Source organism: Streptomyces sp. NPDC005435 (genome assembly GCF_040703155.1).
GTDB lineage: Bacteria > Actinomycetota > Actinomycetes > Streptomycetales > Streptomycetaceae > Streptomyces.
The window spans coordinates 51,376-75,534 of record NZ_JBEXEQ010000024.1 but is presented as its reverse complement, the minus strand read 5'-3'; the positions used below and the strand labels follow the sequence as shown (position 1 = coordinate 75,534).

The window sequence follows — 24,159 nt, the reverse complement described above, 5'->3', positions numbered from 1 at the left end:
GGTCAGCTCCTCACGAGGGTCGCGGCGGCGGGGGCGGGGACACGCTCCGCGAGCGGCACCACCGGCGGAAGCGCCTCGGGCGGCTCCCCGAGCAGCACCCGGCGTACGACGCGCTCGGCGGCGCGCCCGTCGTCGAACTGGCAGAACCGCTCCCGGAATGCGGCCCGCAGCTCCCGGGACTCCGGGCCCGCGTACTCGCCCTCGCGGAAGATCCGGGCCAGCTCCTCGGGCGTACGGGCCACCGGGCCGGGCGGGGCGGCCATCAGGTCGAAGTAGACGCCCCGGGTCTCGCGGTAGACGTCCCAGTCGTCGGCGTAGATCACGACCGGGCGGTCCAGGTTGGCGTAGTCGAACATGATCGAGGAGTAGTCCGTGATCAGCGCGTCCGCCGCCAGGCACACGTCCTCGGCCGAGCCGTGCGCGGTCACGTCGATGATCCGGTCCGAACTCCTCGCCGTGCCACGGTCGTAGAAGTAGTGGGCGCGCAGCAGCACCACCACGTCGTCACCGGCCGCGCGGCAGAACTCCTCCAGATCCAGGCCGGTTTCGAAGCCGTCGGCCCAGTCGCGGTGGGTCGGCGCGTACAGCACGGCGGTACGGCCCTCGGGCACGCCCAACTCGCGGCGGATCCGGGCCACGTCCTCGGAAGTCGCCGTGCAGTACACGTCGTTGCGCGGATAGCCGTACTCCAGCTGCTCGTAGGAGCCCGGGAAGGCGCGCTCCCACATCTGGGTGGAGTGGCGGTTGGAGGACAGGTTGAAGTCCCAGCGGTCCACCCGGCCGAGGAGCTTGGTGAAACTCCCGGACCGCGAGGCCACCACCGGGTACGTCGACTGGTCCACGCCCATCGTCTTCAGCGGGGTGCCGTGCTGGGTCTGGAGGTGGACGCTGCCGGGGCGCTTGACGACGCCCTCGGCGAAGTTGGCGTTGTTCACCAGGTACGTGGCGCGGGCCAGCAGCTCCCAGGAGCGGTGCGAGCCGATCACCGCGTGGTCGATCCCCTTCGGCACGGTGTGCTCCCGGCCGGGCTCCACCAGGAACACCGACCTGATGTGCGGGGCGAGTTCACGGGCCCTGGCGTGGATCGCGGCCGGGTTGCAGGTGTAGCCCCGGCCCCAATAGGCGCAGTACACCGCGAGGTTGGGGTCGAGCGGGCGGCGCAGCGCGCGGGCGTAGCGCAGCCGGGTGCGCAGCATGCGGGGGCGCGGCAGCCGGGCGAGGACTCCGGCGGCGGCCCGGTTGGCGCCGCGCAGCGCCCGGAACGCGCTGTACGCGCCCACCGCGAGCAGCCGGTGCTGCACCCCGAGGCTGCCGGCCGGGAAGCGGTGTCCGGCCGGGCGGTGGCGGCGGTAGAGGCGGGCGGCCCGGCGGAAGAACCTCCGGTGCCCCGAGGGGAGCCGCCGCGGACGGGACGCCGTCTTCAGCACCTCGGTGAAGAGCTGGTCGAAGAGCGCCCGCAGCCGCGCCCCCGGCAGTCCCGCCCCGGCCGCGCGGGTCAGGACCAGCTCCACCTGGTCCAGCAGGGTGTGCTGGTGCGCGCCCGGGAGGTTCAGCCGGCTGCCCTGGCGGCGGGCCCGGTGCCGGACGAGCGGGCGGTGCAGCACGGCGGCCCTGCGCGCGGCCACCGCGACCAGTCCGGCCCAGCCGAGGTCGGTGAAGTGGCCCTCGGGGAAGGCGAGTTCGTGCTCGGTGAGGAAGGAGCGGCGGTACACCGCACTCCAGGAGGGCAGCCGCGAACCGAACGGCTCGGCCACCATCGCGGGGTCGAAGGCCCCCTTCGGCGCCTTGGCCAGCAGCGGGGCCGCCGGGTTGGCCGGCTCGCCCTCCCACCAGGGGACGCGCTCGTACGCGCAGTGCAGCACGTCCACCCCGGCGGTCTCGGTGAGGCGGGCGTCCACCGCCGCGAGCGCGCCGGGCAGCAGCAGGTCGTCGCCGTCCAGGAACAGCACGTACGCCCCGGCCGCCGCCCGCGTCCCGGTGTTGCGGGCCCCGCTCAGCCCGGCGGACGGCGGCGAGTACACCGGGCGCACCCGGGGATCGCGCCGGGCGTACTCGGCCGCGACGTGGGCGGCCGGGGCCTCGGCGTCGTCGCAGACCGGGATCAGCTCCAGGTCGCCGAAGGACTGCGCGAGGACCGAGTCCAGGGCCTGGGACAGCCGGCCCTGGACCCCGTGCGAGGGGACGATGATGCTGAAGCGGGGCATTCTGTTCTCTCTGTCGTCTTGCGGACGCGGCCGGGGCGGCCTGCGGGGCGCCAGGTGGGCGGCCGGCTCGGGGTGGGCCGCGTCGTGGAGCGGGGCATGGGAACTCCCGGAAGATCCAACGGTGTTCAGCGGCCCTCGGTGACGGTGCGCGGCCCGGGGGCCTGCGGCACCGGGGCCGGCGGCGCGAGGGCGAGCACGGCGGCGGAGGGCACCGGGCGCCGGTCCACGACCGGGATCACCTCGGGCAGGCCGTCCGCCCGGCCGAGCATCACGTGCCGCACGATCCGCTCGGCGGCCCGGCCGTCGTCCAGCGGACAGAACCGCTCCCGGAACGCGGCCCGCGCCCCCTCCGCGCCGGAGTCGCGCCAGCGCCCGGAGACGAACAGACCGATCACCTCGTCCTCGCCCCGGGCGACCTCACCAGGTGCGGCGGAGTCGTCGGAGGCATGGGGGGCCTCGGTGGAGCCGTCCCCGGCGTGCACGACGATCGGCCGGTCCAGGCCCGCGTAGTCGAACATCAGCGGCGCCCCGTCGGTGAGCAGCACGTCCGAGGCCAGGCACAGTTCCGCCGCGCTCGGATGCGCCGACACGTCCAGGACGCCCCGGATCTCCCGGCGCCAGAGCACCGGCGCCCGCCCGGCGCGGACCAGCACGACGAAACGCGGGCCCAGTTCGCGGGCCAGCCGCTCCAGGTCGAGGACGGGCCGCCGGGTGTACGGATGGTCGCGGCGGGCCGGTGCGTACAGGATCGCCACCGTGCCCTCGGGGATGCCCAGTGCCGTGCGCAGCCGGGTCACGTCGGCCGGAGTGGCCCGCTGGAGCACGTCGTTGCGCGGCCGGCCGTACGCCAGTGCCGTGCACCGGCCCGGGGTCGTCCGCTCGGCGGCCGGGGCGGTGTGCGGGCCGGGGGCGAGGGTGTAGTCCCACAGGGGCTGCGGGCGGGTCTCCGGAGCGGTGCCGGGGCGCGGGGCCGGGTCGCCGGTCTGGAGGAAGACCTGCCCCGGGCGCTTGCGGACGCCGGGCGCGAACACCCCGTTGCTGATCAGGTACTTGGAGCGGGCCAGCGCGCTCCAGCAGGCCGCCGAGCCGGCCCGCAGCGGTCGCGCGCCGCCGGGACAGGGCCCGCCGGGGTGCGTGATCCACGCGGTGCGGATGTGCGGGGCGTGGACGCGCAGCGCCTCGGCGAGCGCCGCCGGGTCGCCGCCGGGGTTCCCGTGGCCGGCCGTGTGCCCGCAGTCGGCGAAGACCGCGTCGTCCTCGCGCAGCGGCAGCCGCAGCTGGACCCGGTAGTGCAGCCGCAGCGCGGCCGCCCGCAGCGCCCGTACCCGCCCGGCGGCGAACGCGCGGGTGCGGCGGCGCACCGCGCCGGCCAGCAGCAGGGCGCGGTAGGTGCGGTGCAGTCCGAAGCGGATCAGCGCGTGCCGGACCCGGGCGCGCCGGGAGGGCCGGGGGGCGTCGGCCACCCGGTAGCGGCGGTGGTGGGCGCGGGCCCGGCGCAGGAAGCGGGGGCGGCTGCGGCGCGGCAGCCGGTCGGGGCGGCTGAAGACGGCCGCGTAGTGCTCGACCATCTTGTTGAACAACTCGGGGCGCCAGCAGTCCAGTTCGGGCCGGGCGTCGACGTAGGCGAAGACCCGCTCGTACTGGTCGAGGACGTCGAAGTGGCGGTCGCTGGTGGTGCGCAGGATGGAGCCCGTGTGGCGCTGGCGGTAGTGCACGCACACCCGGTCCAGGGTGGCGATGGTGTCCGCCGTCATCAGCACCGGGAAGGTCCAGGGGGTGTCCTCGTAGTAGCCCGGCGGGAAGGCCAGCTCGCCGTGCTCCACGAACTCCCGCCGGTAGGCCTTGTTCCAGGCCACCATCAGCAGCCGCAGCAGCCCGGGGCGGTCGCGCAGACGGAAGGGGACCGGACCGTGCTCGGCCAGCCGGCCGGCCTCCCGGTTGCGGACCTCGCGGCCGTCGCCGTAGGTGCGCGCGTAGTCGAAGACCAGCACGTCCGGGTCGCCGGTCTCCCTGATCCGGTCCGCGACCGCGCGCAGGGTGTGCGGGGTGAGGGTGTCGTCGCCGTCCAGGAAGAGCAGATAGTCGCCGGTCGCCCCGGCCATCCCCGCGTTGCGGGCCGGTCCGAGCCCCTGGTTGGCCGTGAGGTGCAGCGGGCGCACCCGGGCGTCGCGGCCCGCGTACTCGTCGATGATCGTGCCGCACGCGTCCGGCGATCCGTCGTCCACGGCGATCAGTTCGAGATCGGCGTACGACTGCGAGAGCACCGAGTCCAGGCACTCGGACAGATACGCCTGGACCTCGTACGCGGGGACGATGACGCTGAACCTGGGCAAGGGACATCCATGGGTCGCTCGGCGCGGGCCTTCTGCCCGGCAACGGCCGTCCGGGTGACTTGGTTACGGGTTCCTACGGCATACGGGGGACATGTCACGGGGGCGGCCCGTCCAGGCCGCCCCCGCTCCGCAAAAACGTTCTGTTCGCGGCTACTTGACCGCGCCCGCCATCACTCCGGACACGAACTGCCGCTGGAACGCGAAGAACACGGCCAGCGGGATCACCATCGACAGGAACGCGCCGGGCGCGAGCACGTCGATGTTGTTGCCGAACTGCCGCACCTGCGTCTGGAGCGCGACCGTGATCGGCTGCGAGCCGGACTTGGTGAACACCAGCGCCACCAGCATGTCGTTCCACACCCACAGGAACTGGAAGATGCCGAGGCTCGCGATCGCCGGACCGCCCAGTGGCAGCACCACCCGTGCGAACAGCCGGAGTTCACCCGCGCCGTCCAGCCGCGCGGCCTCCAGGAGTTCGCGCGGGATCTCCGCGAAGAAGTTCCGCAGCAGGAACACCGCGAACGGCAGCCCGAAGCCGACGTGGAACAGGATCACCCCGAGGATCGACCCGAACAGGCCTACTTTCCCGAAGAGTTCGGCGATCGGGATCAGCGCCACCTGCACCGGTACCACCAGCAGGCTCACCACCGCGAGGAACCACCAGTCCCGCCCCGGGAACTCCATCCACGCGAACGCGTACCCGGCGAGCGCCCCGATCAGCACCACCAGGACCGTCGCCGGGACCGTGATCAGCACGGTGTTGACCAGCGAGTGCGTGATGTCGCCGTTCTCCAGCAGCCTGCGGTAGCTGTCCACGGTGAGCTGGGAGGGCTTGGCGAACACCTGCCACCAGCCGCTCGCGCTCATGTCCTCCGGCGAGCGCAGCGAGGAGATGAGCAGCCCGATGGTCGGCACCAGCCAGAACAGGCCCACGACCAGCAGGAACGCCCGCACCAGAGAGCCACCGAGGCGCGCGGTGAGCCGGGCTCCGAGCGGGGTCCGGGCCGGCGCGGCGGACTTCCCGCCGACGTTCTCGGTGATCGTCGTCATCGCCGCTCCTCCCGCCGCAGCCGCCGGATGTTGAACAGCATCACCGGGATCACCAGCAGCAGCAGGAACACCGCGATGGCGCTCGCGACGCCCGGCTGCCCCTCCGCGAAGCCCTTGCGGTACAGCTCCAGGGCCAGCACGTCGGCGTCGTCCTGGGAGGAGCCCGGCGCGATGATGTAGACGAGGTCGAACACCTTGAGCACGTTGATCATCAGGGTGACCGTGACCACCGCGAGGACCGGTGCGAGCAGCGGCACGGTGACCTTGCGGAACACCTGCCACTCGCTCGCCCCGTCCACCCGGGCGGCTTCGAGCAGTTCACGCGGGACACCGGCCAGCCCGGCCGCGATGAGCACCATCGCGAAGCCCGCCCACATCCATACGTAAGAGCCGATGATCGCGGGGGTGACCAGGGCCGGGCCCAGCCAGTCGACGCCGTTGTAAGCCTCCTTGAAGTTGGCCGCCGGAAGCCTGAGTTGAGCTCCGTCGGCGGCTGCGGGGAGGCTGAAGGTGCCGTCGGGGGCCGCCTTCGTGGACGCCACCACCCGGCCGTCCTTCACCGCCTCGATCCGCATCCCGGCGTACCCCACCTCCGAGGGGTCCGGGGCGCCGAGTCTTCCGACGCCCTTGCCCCGGGTGAAGTCCTGCCAGGTCGTGCCGGTGACCCGGCCGGACTCCGGGCGCGCGGCGACGGCCGGCCGCACGTCGTCCGGCAACTGGTCCGGGGCCACCCCGACGAGCGGCAGCGCGACCGGGGTGCCCGCGCGCACCGGGTCCCTGGTGACGAAGCCCCCGCCCTGCGCGACCAGCGGCGACTCGCGGCCCGGGTGTGCCTTCGGGAACGCCGAGGACTGCGCGAAGGTGTCGTGCACCCCGACCCAGACCGCGTTGGCGACCCCCTTGTCCGGGTCCTGGTCGTACACCAGGCGGAAGATGATCCCGGCGGCCAGCATCGAGATCGCCATCGGCATGAAGACGACCAGCTTGAACGCCGTTCCCCAGCGCACTCTTTCGGTCAGCACCGCGAAGACGAGACCGAGCGCGGTGGAGACGGTGGGCGCGAACACCACCCAGATGATGTTGTTCTTCAGGGCGGTGCGGATGCCGTCGTCCGTGAAGATCGCCTTGTAGTTGTCGAACCCGGCCGCGTGGTCGCCGGAGGCGTCGTAGAAGCTGCGGACCAGCGAGTATCCGATGGGGTAGACCACGAGCGCGCCGAGCAGCACCAGGGCGGGGAGCAGGAAGAGGGCGGCGACGGACCGGCGGGTGCCGGTGACGCTCCGGCGGCTGCCGCGCGGACCGCTGTTCTCCTTCGGCTTCTTCGACACGGCCGGGCCCGGCGGGACCCCGGCCGCCGCTTCCGGTGTCATCACCGGTCAGCTCCCGTTCCCGTACGCGGCCGCCGCGTCCTTCTCCAGCTGCCGCTGGGTGCCCGCCACGTCCTTGGGGTTCTTCAGGAAGTCCTGGAGGTCCTTCCATTCGCCCTTGCCCGGGGTGCCGCCGAACGCCTGCGGGGCCTGGTCGGACATGTCGAAGCGGAAGTCGTCGCCGGACGCGATCAGCGCCTTGGCGATCGTGCGCTGGACCTGGTTCGGGTAGGCCGAGTCCGGCACGTTCTTGTTCGGGGAGAGATAGCCGCCCAGCTTCGCCTGGATGGTCGCCGCGTCCGGGGAGGCCAGGAAGGTGGCCAGCGCCTGCGCCGCCTTGGAGTCCTTCAGGATCACGGCCGCGTCGCCGCCGGAGACCACCGGTGCGGTGGCGCCGACCTTCGGGAATGGGAACACCTTGGCGCCCTCGCCCACCTTCGCCTTGGTCTCACCGATGTTGACCTGCGCGAAGTCGCCCTCGTAGACCATCGCGGCCTTCGGCTGGTCGCCGCCGGTGAAGGTCTGGGTGACCGAGGCCGGGAACTCCGTCTGGAGGGCGCCGTCCGCGCCGCCCGCCACGTAGTCCTTCTTGCCCCAGACCTCCGCGAGCGTGGTGAGCGCCTTCTTCACCGAGGGGTCGGTCCACTTGATCTCGTGTTTGGCCAGCTGGTCGTACTTCTCCGGGCCCGCCTGGGAGAGGTAGACGTTCTCGAACCAGTCCGTCAGCGTCCAGCCGTCCGCGCCGCCGACCGAGAACGGGGTCACCCCGGAGTCGTAGACCGCCCGCGCGGTGGTCAGCAGCTCCGGCCAGGTGCCCGGCACCTTGGCGCCCGCGTTGTCGAAGACCGCCGCGTTGTACCAGATCAGGGACTTGTTGGCGGCCTTGTAGTAGACGCCGTAGCTCTTGCCGCCGACCTTGCCGATGTCCTGCCAGCCCGGGGAGTAGTTCTCCGACAGCTCCTTCAGGGCCTCGGGGCCCAGTGGCTTGGCCCACTTCTTGTCCACCGCCTGCTTGATCGCGCCCGGCTGCGGCAGCAGGGCCACGTCCGGGGGCTGGCCGCCCGCGATCTTCGAGCCGAGGAAGTTGATGATCGGGTCCTGCGCGGGCACGAACGTCACCTTCGCGCCGGTGCGCTTCTCGAACTCCGCGAGGACCTTCTTGAAGTTCTTCTGCTCGGTGCCGGTCCAGACGGCGGCGACCTCCAGGTGCGCGCCGTCCAGCTTCGGCAGGGTCACGGTGGAGCCGGTGGAGCCGCCGCTCTTCTCCCCCTTGTCCTTGTCACCGCCGCCGCCGGAGCAAGCGGTGAGCGTCAGGGCTCCCGCGAGCAGTGCGGCGAGCGTGGTGGCGGTCCTGCGCGCGGTGCGCTTCGCGGCTCGGTTCACGGCCCTGTTCGCGGTCCTCTTCGCGGCCCGGTTCGTCCGGCTGGTGTCGCTCGTGCGGCGCATCACTTCCCCGTTCGTCGTTCTCCGTTGAACGCCGGACCGCCGTCACGCGCGGTGCGCGCGTGCGCACGGTCCCGTCGGCTCCGGTGTACGCCGGGCCGTACGGCGGCGGCAAGAGCGCCTGCGCCGTACGGCCGCGCATCGTGACCGGCTCGTGACGGTGGGGGTATGCCCGCGGATCGCGGCTACAGCAGCGAGGGCACCTGTTCGGCCGACACCTGCCGGGCCGCCCGCTCCACCGCGCTCGCGAGGAGGGCCAGGTCGGTGGGGCCGTTGCCCAGCTCGCGCACCGGGCGGCGGGCGGGCGGGTCGCCCATCCGCTGCCACTCCAGCGGCAGCACGGTCGGCCGCTGGGTCGCGGTGCGCGGGATACGGCCCGTCACGCGGCCGCCCTGGAAGCCGGTCGCGCGTCCGTCGCGGTACGCCAGCCTGCCGCGCCCCGGCGCCGGTTCACCGCCGGCGTCGCCGCTCCGCTCGGAGGGCGGCGCGTCGAGGACCGCCCGCAGGGCCGCCCGGCGGACCGGTTCCGTCTGCGCCGTACGGCCGTCGGTGCCGGTCGCCGCCACCAGGTGCACGCCGAGCCGCTCGCCGTCGCGGGCCACCGCCTCCAGGGCGCGCAGCACCGAGCCGGCGGCGGGGCGCCCCGGTGAGCCGAGCGCGGGGGAGACCAGCGCGTCCAGGTCGTCCACGACCACCACGAGCCGGGGCAGCGCGGGCGCCGCCTCGGTCTGCTGCCGGGCCGCCGCGCCGGGCCGCAGCCGCAGCGTGGTGCTCGGCAGGGAGTCCAGGTCACCGGGGCGCCCGCCATGGGTGCGCTGGGCCACCATCCGGTCCGACACCGCGCGGCCCGCGTGCCAGTGCGCGAAGTCCGTCATCCCCACCAGCTCGGCCCGCCGCTTCAGCTCCGCGCTCAGCGACTGCGCGAACTCCCGCATCCGTACAGGGTCGTTGGCGAGCAGATGGGTCGTCACATGCGGGATGTCGGTGCACACCCGCAGCCCGTCCCCGAGCCCCGCGCCGGTGCCCACGCCGTCCCGGCCGTCGATCAGCACCAGGCCGAGCCGGTCGGGCCGTTCGGCGGCGGCCAGCGAGGCCACCACCGCCCGCAGCAGCTCGGTACGGCCACTGCCGGGCGGCCCCTCGATCAGCAGATGCGGCCCCTCGGCCACCAGGTCCACGGCGACCGGACCGTGCGGACCGGCACCGAGCACCGCGCGCGCCCGGCCGCCCAGCGACTCGGTGTCGTCGGCCGCGTCCGCCCAGCGCGCCATCAGCGAGGCCGGGGTCGCGCGGGCCAGGCCCAGTTCGTCCAGCAGCCGGGCCGAGCGGGGCAGCGGCACCGCCACCGGCGCCTGCGGACCGCCCACCGGGCCCTGCGGCCGCAGCGGTGCCAGCGCTCGCGCGAACCGCTCCGCCCACGCCGCCGACACCGCGTCCACGGCCGCCACCGCGCCCGGACCCACCGGACCGGTCGGCGCCACCCGCATCAGCCGCAGCGCGCTCGCCACATCACCGCTGAGCAGCGCCACCGCGCCGCAGTGCCGGAAGGTCGGCGTGACCGCGCACGCGTCGTCGTACGTCCCCGCCACCGGCGAGGCGGGCGAACAGGCCGCCGTCTCCGCCAGGCACACCACATGGATACCGGCGCGTGGCCCGGCCACGGCCAGCCGCGCCACCGCCTCGCGCAGCGCCGCCCCGCCGGGGTCGCCGTCCACCACGACCACCGTGTACGGGCCGGGGTGCGCGGCGGAACCGGGCGCCGCCGGGTCCTCGACCCGGCGCAGCAGCTCCTCCGTACGGGCCGCCGCCTGCTCGCGGTCGTAGGCGAGGAGCAGCCGGCAGTCCTGCCCGTGGCCGGGGCGGACATGCGGCAGCCAGCCCAGCCACGACCACTCCGCGAGCCGCTCCTCCAGCGGGCGCGAGTGGTCCGCGCTGACGAGCACGATCTCCAGCAGCTCGGGGGAGTGCAGCGCGGCGAGCTGCGCCAGCACCGCGCGCGCGAGCCCCGCGAGCCGGGGGCGGGGTCCGGCGAGGCCGAGCGCGCCCGCCTCGCGCAGCGCGGCGGTCACCGGTACGGCGGGCAGCCGGCCCGCACCGTCCGGCGCGGGCCGGTCGGCCGTGCCGAGCCGCACGGTCAGCGCCTCGGGGTGTCCGGGGCCGCGCTCCCACAGCCGGGGCCCGGGGCCCAGCGCGGTCAGCAGCAGCGCGGCGGGGTCGGGCCAGGTCTCGGGGCGGCGGGTGTCCTCGACGAGCGTGCGGAGGTCGGTACGGGTCTCCTCGGCCGGCTGCTCCTCGGGGCGGCCACCGGTCAGCTTGCGCGCCCAGGCGCCGAGCCCGCCCCGGCGCCGGGCGCCCTGGGGGAGGTCGGTGCCGCGCAGGGGGGTGTTCTTGCGGGTGGGGCCGTCGTCGTAGGGACCGTCGTCGTAGGGGTCGCCGGCGTACGGCGTGCCGGTGTGCGGGCCCGGGTCCGCGTACGGTCCCTCGGGCGCCGCCCGTCCGGTGGCGTAGTGGGTGCGGTGGTCCTCGTCCCGGCTCTCGATGCGGGGGGCGCCGGCCTGCTCCGGCACGGTGCGCTCGGGACGCCGGGGCCCGGGGGCGCCGAGGCCGTAGGTGTGCTCGGTGGGGCCGTGCGGCGCGTCGTGCGCGGCCTCCGTGAGCCGGGCGCCGCCCGTGCCGTGGGCGGTGTCCGTGCCGTACCGGGTGCCGGGCGCCTCCGTGCCGTCGTACCCCGTGCCCGGGATGCTCGACCCCCGCGCGGCCCCCAGCGGCACCCGCACGCATCCCTCGCCGTCCGGCACCGTCGGTATGCGGGCGGCACCGGTGGAGGGAGCCAGGCGCAGGGCGGACTCGCCGATGCGCAGGAAGGCGCCCTCGGAGAAGCGCAGGGGCCGGTCGGTGACCCGGGTGCCGTCCAGGGTGGTGCCGTTGGTGGAGCCGAGGTCGGTCACCGAGACCCGGCCGTCGGCGGCGACGGTGACCGCGCAGTGCAGCCGGGAGACGTCCGGGTCGTCCAGGGGCACGTCGGCGTCGGCGGAGCGGCCGACCGTTATCCGGCCGCCGTGCAGCAGATGGACCCCGCCCGCGTCCGGGCCCGCGACCACGTGCAGCTGGGTCGGGGCGCCGTCCGGCTCGGGGCCGGGCTCGGTGGCCGCCGGGGCGCCCAGGGACAGCACGGCGCCGTCCACCAGCGGGGGTTCGCCCAGGGTGTGGCGCCGGGTGTCCAGGCGCTCGGCGCCGGCGTACAGCACCACCGGGGCGCCGCCGGTGTCGCGGCCCGCGCCGCTCTCGCCGGTGACCGCCACGGCCAGCGCGGGCGCGACCGCGCCCAGGTCGGTGCCCACGGGCGCCGTGACCAGCACGTCCCGGCTCGCGGCGCGGCCGCGCCGGGAGGACGCGCCGAGCGGATCTACGACGGTCAGCCGGATCTGCATCGCCGTCAGCGGTCCCTTCTGCCCCGTCGCGGGCGCCCCCACCCCCGCACGGGCACTTCGGCCAGTACTGGAGGCATCCTCGCACCTGTCGCCGGGAACGCGCCCACGCTCCGGCGCCAAGTGATCTTGATTGGTCAGCTCTGCCCCCAAAAGTGCCTGACCAGGAACGCCTCGTTGATCACTTGAGATCGGTCACGTCCAAGAGCGGGCAACCGCGGGACCGAGGTGAGCGTCTTTCCCCCGAACATGGGCGGGAACGCTCACGTACTGCCCAGAGGGCCCCACTACAGTGGGTCGGAACGCCGGGAGAACCGGCGCGCAAGCAAAGCCAGCAAGCAAAGCCAGCAAGCAGTCAGCAAGCAGCAGGGAGCGCGTGACGTGCGGCCAGTCGGCAGTAAATACCTGCTTGAGGAGCCGCTCGGGCGCGGCGCCACGGGCACGGTCTGGCGTGCCCGGCAGAGGGAGACCGCGGGCGCCGAGGCGGCCGTACCGGGCGCGCCCGGCGAGACCGTCGCCATCAAGGTCCTCAAGGAGGAGCTGGCGAGCGACCCGGACATCGTGATGCGCTTCCTGCGCGAGCGCTCCGTCCTGCTCCGGCTCACCCACCCCAACATCGTCCAGGTCCGCGACCTGGTCGTCGAGGGCGATCTGCTCGCCCTCGTCATGGACCTGGTGGACGGCCCCGACCTGCACCGCTACCTGCGCGAGAACGGCCCCTTCTCGCCCGTCGCCGCCTCCCTGCTCACCGCGCAGGTGGCCGACGCGCTCGCCGCGAGCCACGCCGACGGGGTGGTCCACCGCGACCTCAAGCCCGCCAACGTGCTGCTGCGCCAGTACGACCGGCAGATGCACCCGATGCTGACCGACTTCGGCATCGCCCGCCTCGCCGACTCCCCGGGCCTGACCCGCACCCACGAGTTCGTCGGCACCCCCGCCTACGTCGCGCCCGAGTCCGCCGAGGGCCGCCCGCAGACCTCCGCCGTCGACATCTACGGCGCGGGCATCCTGCTCTACGAGCTGCTCACCGGCCGCCCGCCGTTCTCCGGCGCCACCGCCCTGGAGGTGCTCCACCAGCACCTGAGCGCCGAGCCGCGCCGCCCCTCCACCGTGCCGGACCCGCTGTGGACGGTCATAGAGCGCTGCCTGCGCAAGAACCCGGCCGAGCGGCCCAGCGCCGAGAACCTGGCCCGCGCGCTGCGCGTCGTCGCCGAGGGCGTGGGCGTGCACGCCAACCCCGCGCAGATCGCCGCCGCCGAGGGCGTGGGCGCGCTGCTCGCCCCGGACCCCGACCCGGCCGCCGTACCGGGCGTGCCCGGCTCCGCCGACCCGACCCAGGTGCTGCCGACCAACGCGGGGCAGGGCCCGTTCGGCGCCTACGACCCGAACGCGGCCACCAGCGTCCTGCCCAACACCGGCTTCCCCGGCTCCGGCGACGCCACCACGGTGCTGCCCAGCAGCGGCGCCGGCGCGGCCGACCCGACGGCCGTCATGCCCCCGGTGCCGCAGAACCAGCCCGGCCAGTACGGCCCGTACGGCGGTCCCGGCCAGGACCAGCAGGGGCCGCCCGACCTGCCGCACCCCTGGCAGACCCAGCTGCGCGCGGCCCGCGACCGCAACGACCAGACCCAGGTCCAGTACGTCGACCCGGACGAGGACCCGCTGCGCCGCCGCCCCCAGCGGCAGGTCGCCCGCCCCCAGCACCAGCCCCACCCGGCGCCGCAGGCGCGTCCGCAGCAGCCGCAGCAGCGCCGCCAGACCCCGCAGCCGCAGCAGTACGCCCCGCCGCCCCAGCCCCAGCAGCGCTACGCGCCCCCCGCGCCGCAGCGGCCCGCGCCCGAACCCCGGGCACCCCGGCAGCGCGGCGCCAACCCCATGAAGATCCCCGGCCTCGGCTGTCTGAAGGGGTGCCTGTTCACGCTGGTGATCCTCTTCGTCGCCGGCTGGCTCATCTGGGACCTGACCCCGCTGCACACCTGGGTCGGACAGGGCCAGGGCTACTGGCACCAGCTGAGCGACTGGGTGGGCAAGGCGTACGACTGGGTGAGCGGCCTCGGGAGCTCCTCGGACGGTTCGTCGGGCGGCTGAGCCGTCCGTACGTGGCCCCCGTTCACATGACCCCGGCCGCGTGACTCCGGCCACGCGGCTCTGGGGACTTGTCGACATCCAGCGGGTGATTTCCGGCTCCACGGTGAAGGTGACCCCGCCGGACGCGTAGTTTTGTCGCCCTGGAGTCCTCGTGTGTCGTCCGGGGGCCCGGGGCGGGGCCGCGGCGTGCCCCGCGTCCCGGCATGCCGCGGCGGCGGCAACGCGCGTCTGTAGGAGCAGTCTTGGCACGGAAGATCGGCAGCCGGTACACCGCGAACCAGATCCTGGGGCGGGGCAGCGCAGGAACGGTGTGGCTGGGCGAGGGGCCGGACGGACCCGTCGCGGTCAAGCTGCTGCGCGAGGACCTCGCGTCCGACCAGGAGCTGGTCGGACGCTTCGTCCAGGAGCGCACGGCACTGCTCGGCCTGGAGCACCCGCACATCGTCACCGTGCGCGACCTGGTGGTCGACGGCAACGACCTCGCCCTGGTCATGGACCTCGTCCGGGGCACCGACCTGCGCACCCGTCTGGAGCGCGAGCGGCGCCTCTCGCCCGAGGCCGCCGTCGCGATCGTCGCCGACGTGGCGGACGGCCTCGCGGCCGCGCACGCCGCCGGCGTCGTCCACCGCGACGTCAAGCCGGAGAACATCCTCCTCGACATGCGCGGCCCCCTCGGCCCCGGCGGCGCCCACCCCGCGCTGCTCACCGACTTCGGCGTGGCCAAGCTCATCGACACCCCGAAGCGGACCCGCGCCACGAAGATCATCGGCACGCCGGACTATCTCGCCCCCGAGATCGTCGAGGGCCTCCCGCCCCGCGCCGCCGTGGACATCTACGCCCTGGCGACCGTCCTGTACGAACTCCTCGCGGGCTTCACCCCGTTCGGCGGCGGCCACCCCGGCGCGGTCCTGCGGCGCCATGTCACCGAGACGGTCGTCCCGCTGCCCGGCATCCCCGAGGAGCTGTGGCAGCTGATCGTCCAGTGCCTCGCCAAGGGCCCCGCCTCCCGCCTGCGCGCCTCGGAACTGGCCACCCGCCTGCGTGAACAGCTCCCCTCCCTGGCGGGCCTGCCCCCGCTGGAGGTGGACGAGCCGGACTCGGAGACGGCGGAGGCCCTCGCGGACGACCCGCTCCCCACGGCCCCGGGCACCCCGGCCCGCCGCCGCGGCGCCGTCTCCCTCGTCCCCGGCTCCCGCCCCGACTCCAACCGCGACACCCACACCTCCATGCGCGTCCCCGCCCCCGACGAACTGGCCGGCGGCGCCCACGGCACCGCCCGGGCCCCCCGCCCCTCCGGCGCCCCCCGCCCCGGCTCAGCCCGCCACCGCGCCGCCGCCCGCCGCCGCAAGTTGACTCTGACGATCGCGGGCACGCTCCTCGTCGCCGCGGTCGGCTACGGAATCTGGTCCACCTCCACGGCCGACACCCCACCCCAGGACACCCAGACGACGTCGACCCCCTGACCCCCTGGGGCTCCGCCCCAGACCCCGTTTCCCACCCACCCACCCGTCTCGGTCGGCAGAAACGCGAGGCATCAGGCGTGGGGCGCTTGGCAGTGCCGGTCGTCTCTGTGTGGGCAGCTGTGGCGCACCCGGCGCCAGGCGGTCGCGGCGGAGGCGGGCGAGGAGGGCGCGGCGGACGAACGGCCGTTCCGGCGGGGAGGCGGTTGCTCAAGGTGGTGGGGCGTCTGGTGCCGCCCGGCTGTCTCGGTGGGCGGGCGGGTGACGGCTCAAGGTCGGGTGGTGACTGCCAAGGCGTGGGTGTCCGGTGGCGCGTGGCCGTTTTGGCGGGTGGAGTGGTGACTGCTCAAGGCGGGGGAGGGGGCTCGCATCGCCTGGTCTGTCTCGGTGGGTGGGGAGGCGGCCGCTCAAGGTGTCGGGTGGCCGGTGCCGCCCAGGCGCCAGGCGGGCTTTCGAGTGGCCGGGCGAGCGGCTGGCACGGCGACCGGCGCGCCGTCCTGCCCTCGCTTCCCAGCCAAGCTCGGCACCACCCAGCCCGTCCGGCGTTTGAGGACGAGGCCCCTTCAGGGCCGAAGCGGGGGGCTGGGGGCGGCAGCCCCCAGGACGGTCGCCGCGACACCCCGCACCAAGAGCGCACCCTCAGCCACCGGACCTCCGCACCCGGCGGAGCCGTTACGCTGGGAGCGTGGCAGTCGTCGATGTATCCGAAGAGCTGAAGTCCCTCTCCTCGACCATGGAGTCGATCGAGGCCGTCCTGGACCTCGACAAGCTGAGGGCAGACATCGCCGTGCTAGAGGAGCAGGCGGCGGCGCCGTCCCTCTGGGACAACCCGGACGAGGCGCAGAAGATCACCAGCAAGCTCTCCCACCTCCAGGCCGAGGTGCGGAAGGCGGAAGCGCTGCGCGGCCGGATCGACGATCTCTCCGTCCTCTTCGAGATGGCGGAGGAGGAGGACGACCCGGACACCCGCGCCGAGGCCGAGTCCGAGCTGACCGCGGTGAAGAAGGCGCTGGACGAGATGGAGGTCCGTACCCTCCTGTCCGGCGAGTACGACGCCCGTGAGGCGCTGGTCAACATCCGCGCCGAGGCCGGCGGCGTCGACGCCGCCGACTTCGCCGAGCAGCTGCAGCGCATGTACCTGCGCTGGGCCGAGCGCCACGGCTACAAGACCGAGATCTACGAGACGTCGTACGCCGAAGAGGCCGGCATCAAGTCGACCACCTTCGCCGTCCAGGTCCCGTACGCCTACGGCACGCTCTCCGTCGAGCAGGGCACGCACCGCCTGGTGCGCATCTCGCCGTTCGACAACCAGGGCCGCCGCCAGACGTCCTTCGCGGGCGTCGAGGTGCTCCCGGTGGTGGAGCAGACCGACCACGTCGAGATCGACGAGTCGGACCTGCGCGTCGACGTCTACCGTTCCTCGGGCCCCGGCGGCCAGGGCGTGAACACGACGGACTCCGCCGTCCGTCTGACCCACCTCCCCACCGGCATCGTCGTCTCCTGCCAGAACGAGCGCTCGCAGATCCAGAACAAGGCCACGGCCATGAACGTCCTCCAGGCCAAGCTCCTTGAGCGCCAGCGCCAGGAGGAGCGCGCCAGGATGGACGCCCTCAAGGGCGACGGCGGCAGCTCGTGGGGCAACCAGATGCGTTCGTACGTCCTGCACCCGTACCAGATGGTCAAGGACCTGCGCACCGAGTTCGAGGTCGGCAACCCGCAGTCCGTGCTCGACGGCGAGATCGACGGCTTCCTGGAGGCCGGAATTCGCTGGCGCAAGCAGCAGGAGAAGTAAGTTTGTCGATAAGACAACTGCCGTCCTGAGGGCGGCAGTTGTCTTATGTCCGGCGTTTTACGTCACAGTTGAGTCCCTCAACTCCCGGCATACACCCCCCCATCGGACATTGCGCTCGCAACGGCCTTGACGTTGCTTTGAAAAATGGGAATGGTGAATCGCGGTATGCGCATCCGTTGGGGCGCATGTGAACCGGGGGAATGAGATGGCCCGGGAACGGCACGTACGCGTACGTCGGTTCCGGGGCCTTCCGCTGCCTCCGTCGAGCACGGCCAGTCCCACGCGCGGCCTCATGGACGATTCAGCTACTGGGGGTAGCAACCAATGACGAAGAAGACGCGGATACGCGTCGCGCGGATCGCCGCCGGTGCCGTGGTGGCGGCCGGGGCGTCCCTGATGATCACGGGTGTGGCGACGGCCGACCCCGGTCCGACCCCGGACCCGACCTGCACCGTCGGCGTCGACCCGAACTGCCCGGACCCGGGCACGAGCGGCGGCACGACCGGCGAGACGACCGACGGCGGCACCACCGGTGAGACCACCGACGGTGGCACCACCGGCGAGACGACGGACGGCGGCGCCACCACCGACGGCGGTGTCCTCGGCGGCATCATCGGCGGCGGCGACGGCGGCACCGACGGTGGCACGACCACCACGACCGGCGGCACCGACGGTGGCTCCACGACCACCACGGGTGGCACCGACGGCGGCTCCACCACCACGACCGGCGGCACCGACGGCGGTTCCACGACCACCGGCGGCAACGGCGGCGGCTCCACCACGACCACCGGCGGCACCTCCTCCACGGGCGGCGACACCTCCGGCGGCAACGGTGGCGGCACCGGCGGCAACGGCGGCTCCACCGGCGGCGGTTCCGCCACCGGCGGCAACGACAACACCCCCGACGGCGGCGGCAACGACAACGCCGCCCAGGAGGCGGGCACCTCCGCGCTCACCGACACCGGCTCCGACGCCGCCCCGCAGGGCGGCGACGACAAGGAGCTGGCCGAGACCGGTGCGGGCGAGACCATGTTCCTGCTGGCCGGCGCGGCCACGATGATCGCGGGCGGCGTCGCCTTCCGCTTCCTGCCGCGCCTCGCGGGCGGCCGGGGCGGCACGGCCGCCTGAGCGGTCACGGCAGCCCCCTGACATGACGCGAAGGGCCCGGAGCATGATCCACATGCTCCGGGCCCTTCCGGCGTCCTGTGCGGCCGCCGGGCCGCGCGCTCCCGCGCCGCCCGCTACAGCCCCGTCTGGTGCGCCAGCAGTGCCACCGCGGCGATCAGCACCGCGAGCAGCGCGATCAGCGCCACCGGGTTCAGCCCCGCGAGGAAGTTCTGCTGCTGGAGCCGCTCCCGGCTGGCCCGGCACACCGGGCACCGGCCCTCGCTCACGGGAGCCGCGCAGTTCGCGCACACCAACCGGTCGTACGTCATGCGCTCGCCCTCCTCGTGCAGGCCCTCACCCCGTACAACGTCATGGGGAACCAGAACGTTCCCCCCTCCACTCTGCCAGGTTCCCCCCGAAAGAGCGCGTGCGCCCGGGAAAGCCTGCCCGGCGGCCCGTACAAAAACGCACAAGTGTCGCCCAACGCGACCGGGCCCTGCGTAGGCGCGGCCGGTTCGCGTATGGTCACGCTCATCTACCCCCGGCGACCCGTGGTGCATCCGTGATCCGATTCGACAGTGTCTCCAAGGTCTACCCCAAGCAGACCCGGCCGGCCCTCAGGGACGTCTCCCTGGAAGTGGAGAAGGGCGAGTTCGTCTTCCTCGTGGGGTCCTCCGGCTCCGGCAAGTCCACCTTCCTGCGGCTGCTGCTGCGCGAGGAGCGGTGCAGCCACGGCCAGGTGCACGTCCTGGGCAAGGACCTCGCCCGGCTGTCCAACTGGAAGGTGCCGCAGATGCGGCGCCAGCTGGGGACGGTCTTCCAGGACTTCCGGCTGCTGCCGAACAAGACGGTCGCGGAGAACGTGGCCTTCGCCCAGGAGGTGATCGGCAAGTCCAAGGGCGAGATCCGCAAGTCCGTGCCGCAGGTCCTCGACCTCGTGGGGCTCGGCGGCAAGGAGGACCGCAGACCGGGCGAGCTGTCCGGTGGTGAGCAGCAGCGCGTCGCCATCGCACGGGCCTTCGTCAACCGGCCCAAGCTGCTGATCGCGGACGAGCCCACGGGCAACCTCGACCCGCAGACCTCCGTCGGCATCATGAAGCTGCTCGACCGCATCAACCGGACGGGCACCACGGTGGTCATGGCGACGCACGACCAGAACATCGTGGACCAGATGCGCAAGCGCGTCATCGAGCTGGAGAAGGGGCGCCTGGTGCGCGACCAGGCCCGCGGCGTCTACGGCTACCAGCACTAAGCAAGTTCACGACGGAAAGGCTCGACCAGACGCCATGCGCGCCCAGTTCGTCCTGTCGGAGATCGGTGTCGGTCTCCGCCGCAATCTGACGATGACTTTCGCGGTCATCGTCTCCGTTGCCCTCTCCCTGGCCCTGTTCGGCGGCTCACTGCTGATGAGCGACCAGGTGAGCACCATGAAGGGCTACTGGTACGACAAGGTCAACGTCTCGATCTTCCTGTGCAACAAGAGCGACGCGCAGTCGGACGCCAACTGCGCCAAGGGCGCGGTCACCGAGGACCAGAAGAAGCAGATCCGTTCCGACCTCGGCAAGATGACCACGCTCGTGCAGAAGGTCACCTACGAGTCGCAGGACCAGGCGTACAAGCACTACAAGGAGCAGTTCGGAAACTCCCCGCTGGTCGGCTCCCTGACGCCGGACCAGATGCAGGAGTCCTTCCGCATCAAGCTCAAGGACCCGCAGAAGTACCAGGTCATCGCGACCGCGTTCAACGGCCGTGACGGCGTGCAGTCGGTGCAGGACCAGAAGGGCATCCTGGACAACCTCTTCCAGCTGCTCAACCTGATGAACCGTGCGGCGCTCGGCGTCATGGCGATGATGCTGATCGTCGCCCTGCTGCTGATCGTCAACACCGTGCGCGTGTCCGCGTTCAGCCGCCGCCGCGAGACCGGCATCATGCGCCTGGTCGGCGCCTCCGGCTTCTACATCCAGGCGCCGTTCATCATGGAGGCCGCGGTCGCCGGACTCATCGGCGGCTCCCTCGCCTGTGTGTTCCTGGTGGTCGGCCGGTACTTCACGATCGACCACGGCATGGCCCTGTCGAACAAGCTGACGCTCATCAACTTCGTCGGCTGGGACGCGGTGTTGACCAAGCTGCCGCTGATCCTCGCCACGAGCGTGCTGATGCCCGCACTTGCCGCGTTCTTCGCGTTGCGCAAGTACCTGAAGGTGTGACACATACCAAGAGGGGCCGCACGGACATCCGTCCGTGCGGCCCTTCGCCTTGTCCTAGACTCACCGCCATGTCAGGCCGTGAGCTGTTCAGCCGGCCCCGCCGCAACCGCCGCGGGGCCGCGCTGGCCCTGTTCTTCGCGGGAGTGCTCGCGGCGGGCGCGGTGACCGGCGCGCTGCCGGGGGACGGCCGGGACCGCGAGAGCGGCGCCGTACACGACAGCACGCCGTCCGTCGCCGCCCGCCACGAGGCCGTACGCCGGGCCGCCGCCGAGGCGATGGCCGCGGGCGAGTCCCCGACGGAGGCCGCCGAACGGGCCGTCAGCCGCAGCGGGGACCGCTGGGCCGCCGTCTACTCCTCCGGCGAGTACGCGGAGTTCCAGGAGGCCCTGGACGGCGAGTACACCGGCGTCGGGCTGTGGGCGCGGCGCACGCGGGACGGCCGGGTCGAGGTGACCCGGGTCCAGCCCGGCTCGCCCGCGGCCGGTGCGGGCATCCGCCGGGGCGACGGGCTGCGCAGTGTGGACGGCCGCGCGGTGGAGGGGCTCCCGGTCACCGAGGTCGTCTCCCTGCTGCGCGGTGACGCGGAGGACGCGGCCGCCGGAACGCCGGTCGTGCTCGGGCTCGGGCGCGGCGAGCGGGAGTGGAGCCTGACCCTGCACCGGGCGCGGCTGTCCACCGACTCCGTGACCGTGACCCACCCCGTCTCCGGCGTCTGCGCCGTCCGGGTCGCCGCCTTCACCAAGGGCTCCGCCGACGCCGTCCGCGCCGCCGTGCGCCGGGCGCCCGCCGGTGCCGGGGTCGTGCTCGACCTGCGCGGGAACTCGGGCGGCCTGGTCACCGAGGCCGTGGCCACCGCCTCCGCCTTCCTCGACGGCGGCCTGGTCGCCACCTACGACGTGGACGGCGCCCAGCGCGCCCTGCACGCCGCCTCGGGCGGGGACACCGCCCGCCCGCTGGTCGTGCTGGTCGACGGGGGCACCATGAGCGCGGCCGAGATGCTCACCGGCGCGCTCCAGGACCGGGGCCGGGCGGTCGTGATCGGCTCCCGCACCTTCGGCAAGGGCTCGGTCCAGATGCCGACCGACCTGCCCGACGGCTCGGTGGCCGAGCTGACCGTGGGCCACTACCGCACTCCGCTCGGTCACGCCGTGGACGGCCGGGGCATCACCCCGGACCTGGACGCCGGGGCGGGGGCGCTGGAGCGGGCGGAGACGGTGCTGACGGGGCTGGGCGACCCGTCGTAGACACCCCGTACGGGCACGTAAATACGCTTCCCTCGCACCCCCTGTCCGGTGAGAAAATGTGGGCACTATGAGCAAGGGAATGTACGTACCGAAGGAGTCCCAGCCCAAGCAGGGCGGGGCGGCCGCGAAGGCCAAGGACGGCAAGCGCAAGATGGTCGCGCAGAACAAGAAGGCGCGGCACGACTACGCGATCATCGACACCTACGAGGCCGGCATCGTCCTGACCGGCACCGAGGTGAAGTCGCTGCGCCAGGGGCGGGCCTCGCTGACCGACGGCTTCGTCCAGATCGACGGGAACGAGGCCTGGCTGCACAACGCCCACATCCCGGAGTACTTCCAGGGCACCTGGACCAACCACTCCGTGCGCCGCAAGCGCAAGCTGCTCCTGCACCGCGAGGAGATCGACAAGCTGGCCTCCAAGGTCCAGGAGACGGGTCACACCATCGTGCCCCTGGCGATCTACTTCAAGGACGGCCGGGCCAAGGCCGAGATCGCGCTCGCGCGCGGCAAGAAGGAGTACGACAAGCGGCAGACCCTGCGGGAGAAGCAGGACCGCCGGGAGTCGGACCGCGCGATCGCGGCGGCGAAGCGGCGCCAGCGCGCCTGAGCGGGGAATACGCTGGCGTGCCGTGCCGTTGTTCCCTTACGATGGCACCTGCACCTCACAGCGGGTGCGCGCCTCCCTCACCGGGGGCACTTGAAAAAACAACATGGGGATGATCGGTTTCGACAGCGGCTGTCGAAGCAGGGGAAGCGTGTCGAGAAAGCGGCCATGATCTCGTAAACCACAGGCCGAAAAAAATAATCGCCAACACCAAGCGCGATTCCTTCGCCCTCGCTGCCTAAGTAGCGACTTGCGAAGTGTCAGCCCGGGGCTGTTCCCGACCCGGATCCTGGCATCAGCTAGGGGACTAAACCTTGATCCCGGTCACGGGGTGAAGAGGGAAATCTCACAGTGACTGAGCCCGTCGGAGACTTGTTCGCGTGATCTCCGGGGCCGAGAAAATCGAAGCGAACTGCACACGGAGAAGCCCTGTTTCCGCACCGGTGGACGCGGGTTCGATTCCCGCCATCTCCACGATCGGAAAGCTCCCGAGCTTTCCGCACCCCATGTGGGCAAAGGCCCCGTCGCTTCCGAGCGACGGGGCCTTCGTCATGCCGTCGTACTGCTTCGCAGCGCCGTGTCGCGCGGTGCCGTCGTGCCGAGCCGGGTCGCCGTGTTGATCAGCAGCGCCAGAGCCGCCGCGCCCGCAGGCAGGGTGTAGGCGGTGCCGGCGCCCAGGTGTTCCACCGCCCAGCCCCCCGTCGCCGAGCCGCAGGCGATGCCGGTCAGCAGGGAGGTCACCGCCAGGCTCATGCCCTCGTTCAGGCGGTCGGGTGGGGTGTGGGTCTGGAGGAGGGTCATGGCGGTGACCATGGTGGGGGCGGTGGCCATGCCGGCCAGGAGGAGGGTGGGGGCCAGCAGGGTGAGGGTGCCGGTGGTGGTGGCGGTCAGCCAGGGGAGGGTCATCAGGGCCGTCATCGCCAGGAGGCACCAGGGGAGACGCCGGGCGGGGGAGCCCGTCGGTTTCAGGGCGCCGTAGAGCAGGCCCGCCGCGCAGGAGCCCGCCGCCTGGAGGGCCAGGATCGCGCCCGCCACCGCGCGGTGGCCGTGGGCGTCGGCGTAGGCGATCGTCACCACCTCCAGGGAGCCGAAGATCGCGCCGGTGGCCACGAAGGTCGCCAGGAGGGGCGGGACGCCCCGGCTGCGGAGCGGGGCCGGGGCCGTGGAGCGGGGCATGGGCGGGGGTTCCGTCCCGCGCTGGGCGGTGAAGACCAGCATCCCGGTCAGCAGGAGCACCGCCCCGACGAGCGTGCCCGCCTCCGGGAACAGCGTGCCGGTCAGGAAGGACGCCAGGACCGGGCCCAGCATGAAGCACAGCTCGTCGGCGGCCTGCTCGAAGGAGTTCGCGGTGTGCAGGGCGTCGGGGTCGTCGCGCAGGAGATGGGCCCAGCGGGCGCGGGAGAGGCCGCCGATGTTGGGGGTGGCGGCGGTCGCGGCGTAGGAGGCGAACAGCGTCCAGTCGGGGGCGCCGAAGCGCACGCACAGCAGCAGGGCCACGCTGCCCGCCACCGAGGTGAGGGTCGCGGGCACGGCGATACGCGCCTGGCCGTACCGGTCGGTCAGCCGTGCCGTCCAGGGGCCGGCCAGACCCGTCGCCGCCAGGCCTGCCGCGGTGACGGCGCCGGCGAGCGCGTACGAGCCCCGGGCGCCCGCGATCATCACGACCGCGCTCACCGAGAACATGCCCATCGGCAGCCGTGCGACGAGGTTGCCGAGCGTGAAGGCGAGGGTGCCGGGTAGGGTGAACAGGGTGCGGTAACTGGTCGGTTGGGGCATGACATGCACGTTCGCCTGGCGCACCGGCCCGCGTCCAACACCTTTGTCGACGCCAA

At 73.2% G+C, this 24,159-nt stretch carries 16 protein-coding genes and 1 other RNA gene; 9 read left to right on the top strand and 8 right to left on the bottom strand.

Annotated features, from left to right (window positions below):
* Nucleotides 1-2: 2 nt before the first annotated feature.
* The 6 genes from AB0898_RS26865 to AB0898_RS26840 all read right to left on the bottom strand — a co-directional run bounded on the left by AB0898_RS26865 (nt 3) and on the right by AB0898_RS26840 (nt 11,828).
* Complete coding sequence (locus AB0898_RS26865) at nt 3-2,204, bottom strand: CDP-glycerol glycerophosphotransferase family protein (RefSeq protein ID WP_366805563.1); 2,202 nt, start codon at nt 2,202-2,204, stop codon at nt 3-5.
* 125 nt (nt 2,205-2,329) lie between these two features.
* Entirely contained in the window at nt 2,330-4,537 is a 2,208-nt protein-coding gene (locus AB0898_RS26860) for a CDP-glycerol glycerophosphotransferase family protein (RefSeq protein ID WP_366805562.1), read from the bottom strand.
* A 150-nt stretch (nt 4,538-4,687) separates the two neighbouring features.
* Entirely contained in the window at nt 4,688-5,587 is a 900-nt protein-coding gene (locus AB0898_RS26855; RefSeq protein WP_366805561.1) for a carbohydrate ABC transporter permease, read from the bottom strand.
* Complete coding sequence (locus AB0898_RS26850) at nt 5,584-6,957, bottom strand: sugar ABC transporter permease (protein WP_366805560.1); 1,374 nt, start codon at nt 6,955-6,957, stop codon at nt 5,584-5,586. Before AB0898_RS26850 ends, AB0898_RS26855 begins: the two co-directional genes overlap by 4 nt.
* Before the next feature lie 6 nt (nt 6,958-6,963).
* Nucleotides 6,964-8,400, bottom strand: coding sequence for an ABC transporter substrate-binding protein (locus AB0898_RS26845; protein ID WP_366805559.1), 1,437 nt, complete (start codon nt 8,398-8,400; stop codon nt 6,964-6,966).
* A gap of 182 nt (nt 8,401-8,582) precedes the next feature.
* Entirely contained in the window at nt 8,583-11,828 is a 3,246-nt protein-coding gene (locus AB0898_RS26840) for an FtsK/SpoIIIE domain-containing protein (RefSeq protein ID WP_366805558.1), read from the bottom strand.
* A gap of 378 nt (nt 11,829-12,206) precedes the next feature.
* Here AB0898_RS26840 and AB0898_RS26835 point away from each other — a divergent pair, with 378 nt between their 5' ends.
* The 4 genes from AB0898_RS26835 to AB0898_RS26820 all read left to right on the top strand — a co-directional run bounded on the left by AB0898_RS26835 (nt 12,207) and on the right by AB0898_RS26820 (nt 18,293).
* Entirely contained in the window at nt 12,207-13,913 is a 1,707-nt protein-coding gene (locus AB0898_RS26835) for a serine/threonine-protein kinase (RefSeq protein WP_366805557.1), read from the top strand.
* A gap of 242 nt (nt 13,914-14,155) precedes the next feature.
* Nucleotides 14,156-15,376 (top strand): serine/threonine-protein kinase, encoded by a 1,221-nt coding sequence (locus tag AB0898_RS26830; RefSeq protein WP_366805556.1) that lies wholly within the window; start codon nt 14,156-14,158, stop codon nt 15,374-15,376.
* Nucleotides 15,377-16,058: 682 nt separating this feature from the next.
* The gene (gene prfB / locus AB0898_RS26825; RefSeq protein WP_366805555.1) at nt 16,059-17,165 is read left to right on the top strand and encodes a peptide chain release factor 2; all 1,107 of its coding nucleotides are present in this window, start codon (nt 16,059-16,061) and stop codon (nt 17,163-17,165) included.
* A gap of 324 nt (nt 17,166-17,489) precedes the next feature.
* Nucleotides 17,490-18,293 carry a hypothetical protein gene (locus AB0898_RS26820; RefSeq protein ID WP_366805554.1) on the top strand — a complete coding sequence of 268 codons (804 nt, stop codon included), beginning with the start codon at nt 17,490-17,492 and terminating at the stop codon, nt 18,291-18,293.
* A 113-nt stretch (nt 18,294-18,406) separates the two neighbouring features.
* Here AB0898_RS26820 and AB0898_RS26815 read toward each other — a convergent pair whose 3' ends face one another.
* Nucleotides 18,407-18,601: a hypothetical protein gene (locus AB0898_RS26815; protein WP_366805553.1), complete on the bottom strand. Its 195-nt coding sequence runs from the start codon at nt 18,599-18,601 to the stop codon at nt 18,407-18,409.
* Nucleotides 18,602-18,834: 233 nt separating this feature from the next.
* Here AB0898_RS26815 and ftsE point away from each other — a divergent pair, with 233 nt between their 5' ends.
* The 5 genes from ftsE to ssrA all read left to right on the top strand — a co-directional run bounded on the left by ftsE (nt 18,835) and on the right by ssrA (nt 22,804).
* Nucleotides 18,835-19,524: a cell division ATP-binding protein FtsE gene (gene ftsE / locus AB0898_RS26810; protein WP_018549716.1), complete on the top strand. Its 690-nt coding sequence runs from the start codon at nt 18,835-18,837 to the stop codon at nt 19,522-19,524.
* Nucleotides 19,525-19,558: 34 nt separating this feature from the next.
* Entirely contained in the window at nt 19,559-20,479 is a 921-nt protein-coding gene (ftsX, locus tag AB0898_RS26805; protein WP_366805552.1) for a permease-like cell division protein FtsX, read from the top strand.
* 68 nt (nt 20,480-20,547) lie between these two features.
* Nucleotides 20,548-21,723, top strand: coding sequence for a S41 family peptidase (locus AB0898_RS26800; protein ID WP_366805551.1), 1,176 nt, complete (start codon nt 20,548-20,550; stop codon nt 21,721-21,723).
* 67 nt (nt 21,724-21,790) lie between these two features.
* A complete protein-coding gene (gene smpB / locus AB0898_RS26795) occupies nt 21,791-22,330 on the top strand; it encodes an SsrA-binding protein SmpB (RefSeq protein WP_366805550.1) in 540 nt (179 codons plus the stop codon).
* A gap of 105 nt (nt 22,331-22,435) precedes the next feature.
* Nucleotides 22,436-22,804: a transfer-messenger RNA gene (ssrA, locus tag AB0898_RS26790) on the top strand.
* Between the two features lie 72 nt (nt 22,805-22,876).
* On the opposite strand, the gene AB0898_RS26785 is transcribed toward ssrA, so the two are convergent.
* The gene (locus tag AB0898_RS26785) at nt 22,877-24,103 is read right to left on the bottom strand and encodes an MFS transporter (protein WP_366805549.1); all 1,227 of its coding nucleotides are present in this window, start codon (nt 24,101-24,103) and stop codon (nt 22,877-22,879) included.
* Nucleotides 24,104-24,159: the final 56 nt, after the last annotated feature.